This is a genomic window from Flagellimonas marina (assembly GCF_042651185.1).
GTDB classification, from domain to species: Bacteria; Bacteroidota; Bacteroidia; order Flavobacteriales; family Flavobacteriaceae; genus Flagellimonas; species Flagellimonas marina.
In genome coordinates, this window is the sequence record NZ_JBHSCL010000003.1 from 191,885 (window position 1) to 206,860 (window position 14,976).

Consider the following 14,976-nt stretch of genomic DNA (forward strand, 5'->3'; position numbering starts at 1 on the left):
ACTTCATGAAGATTGCTAAACTTGGAGGCCAAAGTATAGCTATAAATCACACCTGTGGACTAACAGCGAGGTAAAAAAGATTAACAAAGGATTAATGAGGTTAAAAATGGATTAACCTAAAGTGAATTTATTTACCCCTGTGCTTCTCGTTTATAAATGTTGGGCAATCGTATCCCAAACCGAACGGCCAAAGTCCTCATTACGATAACCACAACAATGGCGGAGAGATAAGCATATTTCTCAGGTACTGAAAGCCACGTAAGCAGAAAATAGCTTGCACCTCCCAAAATACAGGTAGTAGCATAAATTTCTGTTCGTCGAAAGATAATTGGAATTTCATTGCACAGCATATCCCTGATTACACCCCCAAAACATGCGGTCATGGTTCCCAAAGCAATGCACACAACGGGCAATAATTCGGCCTGAAGTCCTTTTTCTACCCCTACCATGGTATAAAGACCAATCCCAATTGTATCAAAAAGAAATAATGACCGTCTTACATATTTCAACTGGTTCACAAAAATGACCGCAAAAACCACTGCAATAAATATGGTGATCATATAGGTGATGTCCATCATCCATGTCACTGGCGTATTACCAATGAGAAGATCGCGAAGGGTTCCTCCACCAATAGCCGTTACAAAAGCAATGATAAGCACCCCGAACAAATCCAATTTCTTTTCCATGGCCACCAAAACCCCTGAAATGGCAAAAGCCACCGTACCCAAAATATCTATAATTTGGTAAAGCATTGTCTACATTTTTTGGGTGAAATAATTGTAATCCTTCAAAACGGTATCCAAATAAGGAACATCGTAGAGTTTTGAATTGGTCTGGAGAATACTCTCAACCTTCACTCGAAGCGCGGTCAGGGTTTTAAAATCCCCACTTTTTTTGGCGATATAAAAGGTTTCCTTAATCAAACGGACATCTTTATCTGTCAGTAAGGTCACATTGGTAAACTGCGGTATATATTCTTCGTTGATTTCTTCCAAAATGGTGTACGAAACTTTGGTCTTCTTTTTAGTACTGATGACCACCGTACCTGCGGCGGCATCACCCACCCGTTGTCTTCTCTCTGAAAATAGAATACTCAAGATTCCAATAGAACCCAAAAAAATCCAGATATCCACCAAGCGAAGCATCCATCTCACCAACAAATTGCTCCAATGCACAGGGGTACCATCCAAACGGACTACCCGCATTTTTAGCAACATCTTGCCCACCGTCTGACCATTAAAAAGGCTGTGCATCAAAAGGGAATAGAACATGGCGGGCAGAAAAATTAGAGCCACCAACCCGCGTTGGGTCCAGACATCTTCGTACACATAACCGATGGCATCGCCAATAAGATTGACCAAGAAGGCATACATGTACAGAATGAAGCCATCTATTAAAAATGCCACAATACGTTCACCAATACTGACAATCTTATAATCTAAGTTGACATTTTGCGTTGTATTGATTTGGAGGTTACCCATATAACCGTAATTTTAGCTTTAGGAATTTCCACTTATGCGCGAAGCTGCCTTTGTGAAACAAAATAAGGAAAAATGGATTGCTTTTGAAAAAGCAATATCATTTGGTAACCATACCGACCCAGATGCTCTTGTGGATGGCTACATCCAACTCACAAACGATTTGGCCTACGCACAGACGTATTACGCAGAAAGCAAGACTTTATTGTACTTGAACTCATTGGCTTCCCAAGCGCATCAAAAAATTTATAAGAACAAAAAGGAATCGGGGAACCGAATCGTTTCGTTTTGGGCACGGGAATTTCCACTTTTTTTCAGGCATTATCACAAGACACTGCTTGTAGCTTTTTTGATTTTTATCGTGGCCTCGGCCATTGGTTGTATCTCAGCCTTGAACGACTCTTCGTTTGTGCGTCTTATTCTGGGGGATGCCTATGTAAATGAGACCTTGAATAATATTGCCAATGGCGAACCCACAGCCATTTACAAAAGTGGAAGCGAAGTGGGTACGTTTTTGGGAATCACCATCAACAATATTCGCGTAGCCTTTTTGGCTTTTGCTTTTGGTGTGATCACAAGTATTGGAACAGCTTACATTCTATTTAGCAATGGGGTAATGCTAGGCGCTTTTATCACATTTTTTTACACCAAAGGGGTATTTTTTGAAGCCAACCGACAAATCTGGCTGCATGGCACCATTGAAATTTCGGTGATTATTATTGCTGGATGCGCTGGACTCATTATGGGCAACAGTATTTTATTCCCCAAAACTTTTTCCAGGCGGGTTTCCTTTATGAAAGGGGCCAAAGATGGTTTAAAAGTGGTGGTGAGCACCATTCCCTTTTTCATCATTGCCGGATTTATTGAGGGATTCATAACACGTTATGCTTCAATGCCCGATTGGCTCGCCTTTTTGATTATTGGAGGGTCGTTATTTCTTATCGCCTATTATTACATTCTATATCCAATCTTACTAAACCGATCTTATGAAAGATAAATACATTGAACTTCGAATCAATCGCGATTTCGGTGACATCCTCACCGCGTATTTTGATTTCTTAAAGCAGAACATCAAAAAGTTCACCAATGTTTTTCTCAGCTACAACGGTATTTTCCTTATTGGCCTACTGATTACCAGTTATTTATTGGTGAGTGGCTTTGTTGGTATGATATCAACAAATTCAGCTTTATATGGTATTGATGCTGGGCAAACCGATGATGAGACCTATTGGATCTACATCATTGCCGGAGGAATTCTCTTTTTCCTGATTTTCCTAATGGTTGCCGGACTGAACTTTAGTCTCAGTTCTTCTTATATGATCAAATACGATGAGCATAAAGGCACAGGTTTCACTAAAACCGAAGTTTGGAACCTTACCAAGGAAAAACTTGGCAACACTGTGGTCTTTATCTTGCTCTTGATACCGATCTACCTTCTATTTTTTATTGCTTCCATAATTTTTGCCTTTATTCCTTTGCTGGGCATGTTTGCACAATATATCATCCAATTTTTTATGACGGCATGGATTGGGGTTTCCTTTTTCAGCATGTTGAGTGAAAACAAAGGTGTAACCGATGCTTTTGGCGAAGGGTGGAATCTGGTCAGCAAAAACTTCTGGAAATCTGTTGGGGTCAACTTCATTCTGGGCCTACTTAATGGGTTGCTCATGTTTATTGTGCTCATAATTCCGGGGATATTGATTGGTATTTACACCTTCCACGTAGTGGAAAATAATGTGGATGTAGGCGGTATTGTATCCACAGTTGTCTATACCCTTGGTTTGTGCGCATTGCTCATTTTAATGGTTTATGCTCAATGTTTGTCACAGTTTATCAATGGAATTCTTTTCTACACCCTGCATGAGAAGACCTATAATGTCAACACACGGAGTAAAATTGAACAAATAGGACAATCCGAACAGTGATCAGATTAAATTTCATCATATTTTTTTTGCTTTGGGTTTCGGTTTCGTTTGCCCAGAATGATTCCATTGCCATTCCCATAGATGAAGGCTCCGCCCTGACTGAGCGTGAAATTCAAGAAGACCTCAGCGATAAATACACGGGCGATGATTTCAATTATGAGGTAAAGACCGGGGAATCGGCCAACTTGTTGGCCCGCTTTATCCGATGGCTATTGAACAGTTTGGGCGAAACCTTTGGTTTGGATATCTCTCCCCAGACCCTGCTCATCCTTGAATATATTATTTATGGGCTTATGGGAGCCTTGGTTATTTTCCTGCTGATTCGGGTGTTTGTCAATGAAAAATTCAATGCCCTATTTACCAAAAAAGCCAAGTCCATTGTTGACATCGATTTATCCGAGCAACATATTGAATCCTTGGATTTGGATTCCCTGATGAATGAAGCTTTAACAAACAAAGATTACCGGCTTGCAGTACGATATCAATTTTTAAAAATCCTGAAACTACTTTCCCAAAAGAACCTCATTGAATGGCATTTTGAAAAGACCAATGTGGATTACGAACGGGAAATAAAACACGGCAATCTTCAGGAGGCGTTTAAAAACGCCTCCTATCTCTACGAGAATATTTGGTACGGGGAACAACCCATTGACGAGGTTGGGTATGCCAAAACAAGTTCCCGATTTACCACTTTGAACAATTTAATTCAGCGATGACATGGACCGGAAATCGAAACTAGTCATTGCGCTTTTTGCCTTGGTCGTGGTGGTCATCATCATCACCGAAATTGCCAGGCCAAAACCCATTAATTGGAGGCCTTCCTATACCTCAACCGATAAAATCCCGTTTGGGTGCTACGTCCTTTATAACGAACTCCCTTCCATTTTTCCTGATGATACTATTGAAACGGTGGATAAAAGTGTGTATGACCTTATGGTCAGTAGGGATTCCACTTTAAGTTCCAATTACATCTTCATCAACGAGTACATCGATTTGGATGAACAGGAAACCCATCAGCTTTTGAAATATGTTGAGCAAGGAAACTCCGTTTTTATTTCAGCTACCGGATTCGGATGGCCACTGCTCGACACCCTGAATATCTCCATAGAATCGGATTACAACCTCAAGGAGGGTACCGCTGTCCTAAATTTGACCCATAACCAATTCAACAACGAACAATTTGAACTGTCCAGAGGTGTTTTCAATTCACATTTTACCAGTGTGGACTCCACCAACACTACCATTCTGGGGCATATCACCTATACCAAGGAAAACTTTTTGGAAAATCAGCCAGAGATTACCGTCACCAAGCCCAATTTCATCAAGACAAAATTCGGAAAAGGGCATTTTATTCTGAGTAGTACCCCACAAGCCTATTCCAACTACTACATGCTCAAAGGAAACCAAGATTATGTGGCCCATACTTTTTCGTATCTGCAAAATAAAGGCCTTCTCTACTGGGACAATTACAAAAAATCGGGTCGTATCATCATTAATTCACCCATGCGCTTTGTACTCACGCAACCCGCACTAAAATGGACCTATTATCTTACCATTTTGGGTATTTTGTTGTTCGTACTTTTCCGGGGAAAACGGGAACAACGCATCATTCCAGTGATAGAACCTCTAAAGAATTCCTCGGTGGAGTTTGCCCAGGCCGTGGGGTCCCTATACCATCAAAATAAGGACTATACGGACCTCATTCATAAAAAATTGAACTATTTTTTGGCCTATTTAAGAAACCGATATCAAATTGACACCTCCCAACTCGATGAAAAGACGATTCAAGTGTTGGCCTCCAGAGCTGGAAAAGAAGTGAGGGAAACCAAAAAGTTAGTGGAATATATCGTGACGTTAAAGCAAAAAAACACCCATACCGAACAAGACAGCATAGAACTCAATAAAAGAATAACCGCATTTAAGCAGTAAATATGGAAGAAAACGAACAACAGGACGACGCGTTACAATTCAATAGCCGGATTGACCTGACCCAATTGCAAGAGGCCGTTTCTGGTATTAAATCTGAATTGGCAAAAGTAATCATTGGCCAGCAAGACATGATAGAGTTGCTTATCATTTCAATTTTGGCCAATGGGCATTCCCTCATTGAAGGTGTGCCCGGAGTGGCCAAAACGGTGACCGCCAAATTATTGGCCAAGACCATGAGTGTGGATTTCAGCCGAATCCAGTTCACCCCAGATTTAATGCCCAGCGATATTTTGGGCACCTCCATTTTTAACGTAAAAACTTCTGAATTTGAGTTTAAAAAGGGCCCATTGTTTTCCAACATCATTTTGATTGATGAGATTAATCGCGCCCCGGCCAAGACCCAGGCTGCCCTTTTTGAGGCCATGGCAGAACGCCAAATTACTATGGATGGTACCGAATACGCCATGGAGCCACCCTTTTTGGTGTTTGCTACACAAAACCCCATTGAGCAAGAGGGCACCTACAGACTGCCCGAAGCCCAATTGGACCGTTTCTTGTTCAAAATCAATGTGAACTATCCCTCCTTGGAAGAGGAAATTCAGATTTTGGAGAGCAAGCACGAACAGAAAACCAAAATTGAGGAGGATTTGGTGAACAGTCTACTTTCTGCTCAGCAGATAGCAGATTACCAAAAGACCATCAAGGAAATCATCGTTGAAAAAAATCTACTTAAATATATTGCATCCATTGTGGACAATACCCGAACCAATGCCAATCTGTATTTGGGGGCATCGCCAAGGGCATCCATCGCCATTATGGACGCATCTAAGGCATTAGCCGCCATGAACGGTAGGGACTTTATCACTCCAGATGACATTAAAAAAGTGGCAGGTCCGGTTTTGGGGCACAGAATCATATTAACCCCTGAACGTGAAATGGAAGGATTGACCTCGGCACAGGTGGTGAATCAAATAGTGGACAGTATCGAAATTCCTAGGTAAGCAAGTGAAACGGTTCTTTAGGCCCATATATCTTCAAAAACGGTTCTTTATAGTGCTGGTTGCCCTCATTGTGGGTTTTGTGGTCTCCTATATGGTTCCCAATTTGTTTGGTGCCCTAAAAGTGCTGTTCTTTGTCTTTGTACTGTTTTTTATTGTTGATTTGCTCCTACTGTTTGCCTCGAAAGGAAAAATTGAAGGTAAACGCATATTACCCGACAAACTTTCCAATGGTGATGACAATCCAATCCAGTTGAATGTAGCAAACACCTACCTTTTTGCAGTAACAGTGAAACTTATTGATGAAATTCCGTTTCAATTTCAAAAACGGGATTTTGGATTGGTCAGCAAGATTGCCAGTGGTGGAAACAAAGTGTACGACTATCAGTTAAGACCAACAGAACGAGGCGTGTATTCCTTTGGAAGTTTGAATGTTTTTGCAGTTTCCCCGATTGGTTTTCTGGCCAAAAAATATATGTTTGACCAAGCCCAGGAAGTACCTGTTTATCCTTCCTTTCTGCAATTGCAGAAGTATGATTTGATTGCCTTTACCAATCGGTTACATGAATACGGGCTCAAGAAAATCCGTCGGATTGGCCATACCATGGAATTTGAACAAATCAAAGATTATGTTTTGGGAGATGACATAAGAAACATCAACTGGAAGGCCACGGCCAAACGGGGGCAACTCATGGTCAACCAATACCAAGATGAGAAATCACAACCCATTTACTCCGTAATTGATAAGGGAAGGGTCATGAAGATGCCGTTCAATGGGTTGAGTCTATTGGATTATGCCATCAATGCCACCTTGGTCATCAGCAACATAGCTCTTAAAAAGCACGACAAGGCGGGAATGTTCTCTTTTAGCAACAAGATTGAAAATCGGGTGGTGGCCGAACGCAGGAGCTCTCAAATGAACCTGATTTTGGAAACGCTCTACAATCTGAACACCAATTTTATTGAGAGCGATTTCAGTAGATTGTATATTGATGTGAAACGCAATCTCAACCAACGGAGCTTATTGCTGCTATACACCAATTTTGAGACTTTGGACGCACTCCATCGCCAACTCCCCTATTTGGTGGCCATGGCCAAACAGCATTTATTGGTGGTAATCTTTTTTGAAAATACGGAACTCAATGAATTCGCGGATAAAAAAGCGAATACAGTCCATCAAATCTTTGAGCAGACCATTGCGGAGAAATTCATTTATGAAAAAAAGCTCATTGTGAACGAATTACGAAAGCACGGCATACAAACCATCTTGACCAAGCCTGAGAATTTGACCATCAACACCATCAATAAATATTTGGAGATAAAAGCAAGAGGGCTTATCTAATCTTCGAGCATTTGATACGAAAACCCAAGGGAACTTAGCGATACAGGAGCGGCTTCCAACACCAGTGTCCCAGTGTTCTTTTTCAATTGGAAATCATAATTACGTTTGTTGTTTTGGGTATAGTTGCCCCGAAGCCTTTTTTTGTCCTTTTTCTTTGAGAAGAGGTCAATGGTAACACCAACCGTAACACCGCCCAGTACCGTAGCGGCCAAATCATCGTTATCCCAACCGTTTTCACGCTGTCCTGCGTCCACTGCTTCTTTGGCAACCCCAATCAAAGCACTGCCTGCTACCGAGCCTACAAAGGTCCAGATACGATTCCCGTCCGAAGCCTGTTTTGCAATTCCCGCTCCGGCTAGGCCAAAGAGGTTTCCGCCCAAAAAGTGAAGAGCTTTGTCCCGCTCAACCTGACCATGGCCATGCAAAGCGAGCACAAAAAAGAGTAGTGTGGGGATTAGCATTCTCATTGCGCGGGCTAAATGTATGAAAAGTTACTGAGTTACATCCCAAAGTCTACAGGTCTTCCGCTTCTTTTTTGGCCAAATTGAACTCCGACATCAGGTTTTGGACAATTTCGGCGGCTGGGGTAATTTCATGAATCAACCCAGAAACCTGACCAATTTCCAGTTCCCCTTCCTCCATGTCGCCCTCAAACATCCCTTTTTTGGCTCGTGCCCTTCCTAACAACGTTTTTAATTCCTCAACCGAAGCCCCCTTTGCATAGGCTGCTTGAACATCTTGATAAAATTTATTTTTGAGGAGTCGAACCGGGGCCAATTCCTTTAACGTAAGATGAGTGTCCCCTTCCTTTGCATCGACTACTCGTTGTTTAAAAAGTTGATGTGATGATGCTTCTGGGCTGGCCACAAACCGACTTCCCACCTGAACGCCATCGGCGCCCAACACCATCGCAGCCAGCATGGCCCTACCCGTGGCAATGCCACCAGCCGCAATCAACGGAACACTGATTTTCTCCTTTACCGAAGGAATCAAAACCATGGTAGTGGTCTCATCCCGTCCATTGTGCCCGCCTGCTTCAAAGCCTTCAGCTACAATGGCATCCACACCTGCTTCCTGAGCTTTTAGGGCAAATTTCACACTGCTCACCACATGCACTACGGTGATGCCTTTTTCTTTCAAAAAAGAGGTCCAGGTTTTGGGGTTTCCTGCGGAAGTGAACACAATTTTCACTCCAGAATCCACAATAATCTGCATCAGTCGGTCAATATCTGGGTAGAGCATGGGTACATTCACCCCAAAAGGTTTGTCCGTTGCTTTTTTGCACTTTTCTATGTGTTCTTGAAGGACTTCGGGGTACATACTACCCGCGCCCAAGAGTCCCAGTCCGCCTGAATTGGAAACCGCAGAGGCCAAACGCCAACCACTGGCCCAGACCATTCCTGCCTGAATGATGGGGTATTGTATTCCGAATAGTTGTGTGATTCTGTTTTGCATGAAATAGTAAATAATTGTCAAACTGAACTTGTTCCAGCTTCACATCAAAATAAAAATAATAGGCTAAAAGATTCTGAAATAGCTTGCCTGCCGCCCAAATTCAGAATAACGAAAGATACTAAGAAGCTATGAAATCACCCCAGATCCCACCAATTCATCATCGATATACCATGCCACAAACTGACCCTCCGTAATGGCGGATTGTTTTTCCTTGAAGTCCACATACAACCCATTTTCAATTTTATAGAGCGTAGCGGGTTGCAGCGGTTGTCTGTACCGGATTCGTGCCATGACCTCCAAGGTTTCATCCACTTTTAAGGCCAAATCGGGGCGCACCCAATGCAGTTCATCTTCGTTGACAAATAGGGTATGGCGGTACAAGCCGGGATGTTGCTTTCCCTGACCGGTATAGATGATGTTTTTCTCCACATCGGTATCAATGACGAACAAAGGCTCCTTGGTTCCCCCTACATTGAGCCCTTTTCGCTGTCCAATCGTAAAATAATGTGCCCCTTGATGTTCTCCCACTACTTTTCCATCCGTTTGGGAATAGAGAGGCTTTTCCGCATTGAAGGCCAACTCTTCGCGTTTATTGTGAAAAGCAGGAGCCACTACCGAAAATTGCGAAGCATCTGTGGGTACTTCAACAATAACTCCTTTTTTAGGGCTCAGTTTTTGTTGTAAGAATTCAGGCAAATGTACCTTCCCAACAAAACAAAGTCCTTGGGAATCTTTTTTGTCCGCCGTGATCAAATCATTTTCAGCGGCTATCTTTCGTGCCTCAGGTTTGGTCAAACCTCCAATGGGAAACAAAGCTTTTGAAAGTTGCTCTTGAGACAATTGGCACAGAAAATAGGATTGGTCTTTGTTTTTGTCCACTCCGGCCAAAAGTTGGTAGGTTTCGGTACCATCTTCATTTTTGATGATCCCTTTTCTACAATAATGACCTGTGGCCACATAATCCGCTCCCAATTGCAGGGCAATTTTTAGGAACACATCAAACTTTATTTCGCGATTGCAAAGTACATCAGGATTGGGTGTCCTCCCCTTTTCATATTCACTGAACATGTAGTCTACAATACGCTCTTTGTATTCGGCACTTAAATCAACGGTTTGAAAAGGAATCCCAAGTTTCTCGGCCACAATCAAGGCATCGTTGCTATCCTCCACCCAAGGGCATTCTTCGGAAATGATGACGGAATCATCCACCCAATTCTTCATAAAAAGACCAATCACCTCGTATCCCTGCTCTTTTAAAAGATAAGCAGTGACACTGGAATCCACTCCTCCCGAAAGTCCTACAACAACCTTTTTCATCGTTCTTGATTATGGGTACAAAAATACAAAATATGTTTAGTGACCGTATGTAGTCCGTAGTTTGGCGCATACCTTACAAAGCAGGTTGAAGTTCCACAGAGGTGCGCATTGAAAAACCAATTTTTGGGAGCCTTTCATCGATGGAGATTACCGTTCGTCGATGACACATCAAAAGGGTTCCTTTTACCATACAAAAAACCCCGTTTTGACAACTATTAATTTTTTTACCAACCACAATGCCGCATCTTTGAAGTCCCAAATCTTTCCAAACTATACCTACAAATGGAAAACTCCCCCAACAACTTGAGGGAGTTTTTTTGTTTAGTGATCATTCCTAATTTTCTTCCTCTTCCAAGATATCGATGATTTCATAACCATCTTCCACGGCCCTATAGACAGCATCATTAAGTTCGTAAGCGGAGATACCATCAAAGTTGATTTCCTCGGCATCTTGCGGTAGTTCTTTTACCACAGCGCCAATAGGTGTTTCGGAAACTTCATATTCACCATCGATTTCCCTGTAGAAAACGCCATCCGCATAGCGATATGGAACACCTCGAACCGTTAAAACAACGGCGGTAACAGGTAATGCCCTTAAACGGAAACCTCTTGGCGGAAAAGTTCTTACGTAAACACCTTTTCGTTGAACGTAGTACATTCCACCAACCGGATAGTACGAGATTCTTCGATAAACAATGGGACGGGTGTTGGCTGGTAAACGTCGTAACGTTCTTCGAACCACTCGACGGTTATGACGACGCACCTTGCGCTTAATGACACGTTTTTCATGCCGGGTGACCTGGGCTTCAACGTACTCTATGGAGCCCACGGACAAAAAAGCAACAAGGAGGAATACTAAATGTAGATGTTTCATACTATTAAAATTTAGGATCATATACGGTTAAGACCTTCAAAAAATTGAAAGGTTTAAAGGTTGACCCCAAATTTTAATCCAAAACTATCTTCTACCGGCTTTTTTCTGCTCTTCGGCCTGCTCCATCATTTCGCGCATTTTACGCTGGAACTTGTTTTCCTTCTTCGGCTTTTTCTTGTTTTCCTGAATTTGGGCATGGATTTTATCCTCATCCAAAATGTAGTTCTTTATGGCCAACATGATGAAAATGGTAATCAGGTTGGAAACAAAGTAGTACAAACTCAACCCACTCGCATAGTTGTTGAAGAAAAACAACATCATAATGGGCGACAGGTACATGATGAACTTCATGTTGGGCATGCCAGGTTGCTGTTGCATCTGCATGCTCTGACCCGTAGTCATCATCATATAAAAGAAGATGGCTACCGATGCCAAAATTGGAAATAGACTCACGTGATCTCCATAAAATGGAATGGTGAATGGAAGTTCAAAAATAGTATCATAAGAAGACAAATCTTCCGCCCACAAAAAGGATTTTTGTCGTAATGAAAACGAAGTCGGGAAGAACATGAAAAGGGCATAGAAAATGGGCAATTGCAACAGGGCCGGAATACATCCGCTCATGGGGCTCACCCCCGCTTTGTTGTATAGCTTCATAGTTTCTTGCTGCTTTTTCATGGCGTTGTCCTTGTACTTCTCGTTGATTTCGGTAATCTCCGGCTTCAACACCTTCATTTTGGCCTGTGAGAGATAGGACTTATAGGTTACGGGTGATAGCACCAAACGCACAATAATGGTCATCACAACAATGGCAATACCAAAAGGTAAGAATGAGCTCAAAAAGCTAAAAAACGGGGTGAAGATGTAACGGTTGATCCAACCAAAAATTCCCCAACCAAATGGGATTGAATCCGCCAAGCCCAATTCTTTGTAATCGTCCAATATTTTCACATCGGTTGGACCGTAGTACCAGTGCATGTTCTGGGACAATTCCCCACCTTGAAGCTCCAAAGGGGCCTTAGTGCTATATTCCTTGGTAAACAAAACATCCTTGCTCTCCTCCTCTACCAAATTTTTGGAACTGAGTTCAGCTGTTTTAAAATGATTGTCCGTTGCCAAAATGGAACTGAAAAAGTGCTGACGGTACGACAGCCATTTTACGTCCTCTTCGGTTTCTTCGTCCAAGTCACTGCTTTCGGAAAGTTTGCTGATTTTTCCGTCATCATGATTATAGGTTAAACGGGTATAGCGGTTTCCATACTGCACACTTTTGTTATGGCGGATACCTTTTAAGTCCCAATTCAATTCGATGGGTCTGGTGCTGTTGATGATTCCGTTTAATCCTTGGGAACGTACCGTAAAATCAACCAAATACTCATTCGGTTTCATTTCATAGCGATACTCTAAAAACTGGTTATTGCCCACTTTGGCCTTCATGGAAAGTACCTGATTGTCACCACTTTTGGTCAGTGATGGCTCAAAATACAAATCGGCTGTACTGAGCACCCTATTATCATTGGTAGAAAAATTTAGCGCAAAGTTGGCATTGCCGTCTTTTACCAAATACACCGGAACTGAATCGTAGGTGACAAAATTTTTCATTTTGGCCTCCACAATCTGTCCCCCTTTATTGGATACTTCCAAATACAGTACTTCGTTTTCCAATTTGGTGGTTCCGTCAGAAGCTTGGGTAAAGCCAAACGCACCTACCTCACTTTTGTAATTGGCCACTGCGGTGGAATCCTGCAAGTTAATGGGCTCTGGTTGGTTTATCGGAGTGGTGTCGGCTTTCTTCTCAGCTTCCTTTGCAGCCGCTTCAACCTGCTCTTGCTCTGCTTTCTGTGCCTCCAACTCTTCTGGGGTAGGCTGATTTTGGTAAAACATAAAGATGAGTATCCCAAAAATCAGTACAAATCCAATAATGGAATTGATATCCAGCTTCTTCTCTTCCATGAAAATTATTTAGTAGAAATCTATTATCGGTATTTCAGGTGGCAAATATATGTCCAAAACCGCACTTTATGTCAAACTGGCACTCTTTTGTTGTTGTTTCTGTGCCAATACCGCTTTAACAAACCCCACAAATAAGGGGTGAGGACTGGCCACGGTACTTCGATACTCTGGATGATACTGCACGCCAATAAACCAAGGATGGGACGGAATCTCTATCACTTCCACCAGTCCCGTTTTGGGATTGAAACCCGTGGGCACCAACCCAGCTTCTTCCATTTGCTGCTTGTAGTCGTTATTGAATTCAAAACGGTGGCGGTGGCGCTCTGAAATATCAGTAGTTCCGTATACTTCGTGTACCAAACTGTAATCGGACAAATGGCAATCCCAGGCCCCCAAACGCATGGTACCGCCCATATCGGTAATGGATTTTTGTTCTTCCATCAAGCTTATGACAGGATGCGCAGTGCTTTTGTCCATTTCGGTGGAATTGGCCCCATTCAAGTTCAAAACATTACGGGCAAATTCAATTACAGCCATTTGCATACCCAAACAAATTCCCAAAAAGGGAACATCGTTTTCACGTGCATATTGAACAGCTTTTACTTTCCCTTCAATACCACGCTCCCCAAAACCGGGGGCTACCAATAGACCGTCCAAGCCCATCAATTTTTTATCGATGTTCTTGGCCTCAAGATGTTCTGAATGAATGGAACGCACCTCAACCTCAACTTCATTGGTCGCTCCAGCATGAATAAAGGCTTCTTGGATGGATTTATAGGAATCTGGGAGTTCCACATATTTTCCAATCAATCCAATAGTGACTTTGTTCTTTGGATTCTTATGTCGTTGTAAAAATTCTTTCCATTGGTCCAGATTTGGCTCAGTATCATTGGGCAAGGCCAATTTTTCCAGGGCCACGGTGTCGAGACCTTCTTCTTGCATTAAAATCGGCACATCATATATGGTGGACGCATCGATGGATTGAATCACGGCCTCTTTCTTTACATTGCAGAACAGTGCCAGTTTTTCCTTAATGTCTTCGGAAATCTCATGTTCGGTACGGCAGACCAAAATATCGGCTTTGATACCGCTTTCCATCAAGGTTTTTACGGAGTGCTGGGTAGGTTTGGTCTTCAATTCGCCGGCGGCGGATAAAAACGGAACCAAAGTAAGGTGTACCACAATACCATTATGTTCACCTAGTTCCCAAAGCAATTGTCGCACGGCTTCAATATAAGGTAGTGACTCAATGTCACCCACGGTACCTCCAATTTCAGTGATGACGATATCATACTCGCCACTTTTGCCCAAATTTTGGATACGCTCTTTGATTTCATTGGTAATATGGGGCACTACCTGAACGGTTTTCCCCAAAAATTCACCTCTACGCTCCTTTTCAATCACACTTTGGTAAATCCTACCCGTAGTCACATTATTGGCCTGCGAAGTACGAACGTTCAAAAACCGCTCATAGTGGCCTAGGTCCAAATCGGTTTCAGCGCCATCATCGGTCACATAACACTCGCCATGTTCGTATGGATTCAGCGTTCCAGGATCAACATTGATGTAAGGATCTAATTTTTGTATGGTGGTGCGGTAACCCCTGGCCTGTAGTAGTTTAGCCAAGGATGCGGCGATGATTCCCTTACCCAATGATGAGGTAACGCCTCCCGTAACGAAAATGTACTTGGTCTGTGACATATTG

General features: G+C 42.5%; 14 protein-coding genes. 6 read left to right on the forward strand and 8 right to left on the reverse strand.

Features of this window, described 5'->3' with window-relative positions:
* Window positions 1-131 precede the first annotated feature (131 nt).
* Window positions 132-752, reverse strand: coding sequence for a trimeric intracellular cation channel family protein (locus tag ACFOWS_RS03310; RefSeq protein ID WP_366587117.1), 621 nt, complete (start codon window positions 750-752; stop codon window positions 132-134).
* A 3-nt stretch (window positions 753-755) separates the two neighbouring features.
* The gene (locus tag ACFOWS_RS03315) at window positions 756-1,481 is read right to left on the reverse strand and encodes an RDD family protein (protein WP_379762553.1); all 726 of its coding nucleotides are present in this window, start codon (window positions 1,479-1,481) and stop codon (window positions 756-758) included.
* A gap of 34 nt (window positions 1,482-1,515) precedes the next feature.
* Between ACFOWS_RS03315 and ACFOWS_RS03320 the strand changes: the two genes are divergently transcribed.
* Genes ACFOWS_RS03320 through ACFOWS_RS03345 form a run of 6 tightly spaced genes read left to right on the forward strand, consistent with a single transcriptional unit; the run spans window position 1,516 to window position 7,672 of the window.
* Entirely contained in the window at window positions 1,516-2,475 is a 960-nt protein-coding gene (locus ACFOWS_RS03320; RefSeq protein WP_379762554.1) for a stage II sporulation protein M, read from the forward strand.
* The gene (locus ACFOWS_RS03325) at window positions 2,465-3,403 is read left to right on the forward strand and encodes a hypothetical protein (RefSeq protein WP_379762555.1); all 939 of its coding nucleotides are present in this window, start codon (window positions 2,465-2,467) and stop codon (window positions 3,401-3,403) included. Before ACFOWS_RS03320 ends, ACFOWS_RS03325 begins: the two co-directional genes overlap by 11 nt.
* A complete protein-coding gene (locus ACFOWS_RS03330) occupies window positions 3,400-4,119 on the forward strand; it encodes a hypothetical protein (RefSeq protein ID WP_379762556.1) in 720 nt (239 codons plus the stop codon). The genes ACFOWS_RS03325 and ACFOWS_RS03330 overlap by 4 nt, the downstream gene beginning before the upstream one ends.
* Window position 4,120: 1 nt before the next feature.
* On the forward strand, window positions 4,121-5,332 hold the full coding sequence (locus ACFOWS_RS03335) for a DUF4350 domain-containing protein (protein ID WP_379762557.1): 1,212 nt from the start codon (window positions 4,121-4,123) through the stop codon (window positions 5,330-5,332).
* Between the two features lie 2 nt (window positions 5,333-5,334).
* Complete coding sequence (locus ACFOWS_RS03340; RefSeq protein ID WP_366587129.1) at window positions 5,335-6,333, forward strand: AAA family ATPase; 999 nt, start codon at window positions 5,335-5,337, stop codon at window positions 6,331-6,333.
* A gap of 52 nt (window positions 6,334-6,385) precedes the next feature.
* Window positions 6,386-7,672, forward strand: a complete 1,287-nt coding sequence (locus ACFOWS_RS03345) for a DUF58 domain-containing protein (RefSeq protein ID WP_379762558.1) — start codon at window positions 6,386-6,388, stop codon at window positions 7,670-7,672.
* Here ACFOWS_RS03345 and ACFOWS_RS03350 read toward each other — a convergent pair.
* The 6 genes from ACFOWS_RS03350 to ACFOWS_RS03375 all read right to left on the reverse strand — a co-directional run bounded on the left by ACFOWS_RS03350 (window position 7,669) and on the right by ACFOWS_RS03375 (window position 14,972).
* The gene (locus tag ACFOWS_RS03350) at window positions 7,669-8,139 is read right to left on the reverse strand and encodes a hypothetical protein (RefSeq protein ID WP_379762559.1); all 471 of its coding nucleotides are present in this window, start codon (window positions 8,137-8,139) and stop codon (window positions 7,669-7,671) included. The two genes, ACFOWS_RS03345 and ACFOWS_RS03350, sit on opposite strands and share 4 nt — an antisense overlap.
* Window positions 8,140-8,185: 46 nt before the next feature.
* Entirely contained in the window at window positions 8,186-9,127 is a 942-nt protein-coding gene (locus ACFOWS_RS03355) for an NAD(P)H-dependent flavin oxidoreductase (protein ID WP_379762560.1), read from the reverse strand.
* A 126-nt stretch (window positions 9,128-9,253) separates the two neighbouring features.
* Window positions 9,254-10,444, reverse strand: a complete 1,191-nt coding sequence (mnmA, locus tag ACFOWS_RS03360) for a tRNA 2-thiouridine(34) synthase MnmA (RefSeq protein ID WP_379762561.1) — start codon at window positions 10,442-10,444, stop codon at window positions 9,254-9,256.
* Window positions 10,445-10,778: 334 nt separating this feature from the next.
* Window positions 10,779-11,318, reverse strand: coding sequence for a DUF6515 family protein (locus ACFOWS_RS03365; RefSeq protein WP_379762562.1), 540 nt, complete (start codon window positions 11,316-11,318; stop codon window positions 10,779-10,781).
* 84 nt (window positions 11,319-11,402) lie between these two features.
* Entirely contained in the window at window positions 11,403-13,271 is a 1,869-nt protein-coding gene (gene yidC / locus ACFOWS_RS03370) for a membrane protein insertase YidC (RefSeq protein ID WP_379762563.1), read from the reverse strand.
* A gap of 66 nt (window positions 13,272-13,337) precedes the next feature.
* Window positions 13,338-14,972, reverse strand: coding sequence for a CTP synthase (locus ACFOWS_RS03375; RefSeq protein ID WP_379762565.1), 1,635 nt, complete (start codon window positions 14,970-14,972; stop codon window positions 13,338-13,340).
* Window positions 14,973-14,976 lie beyond the last annotated feature (4 nt).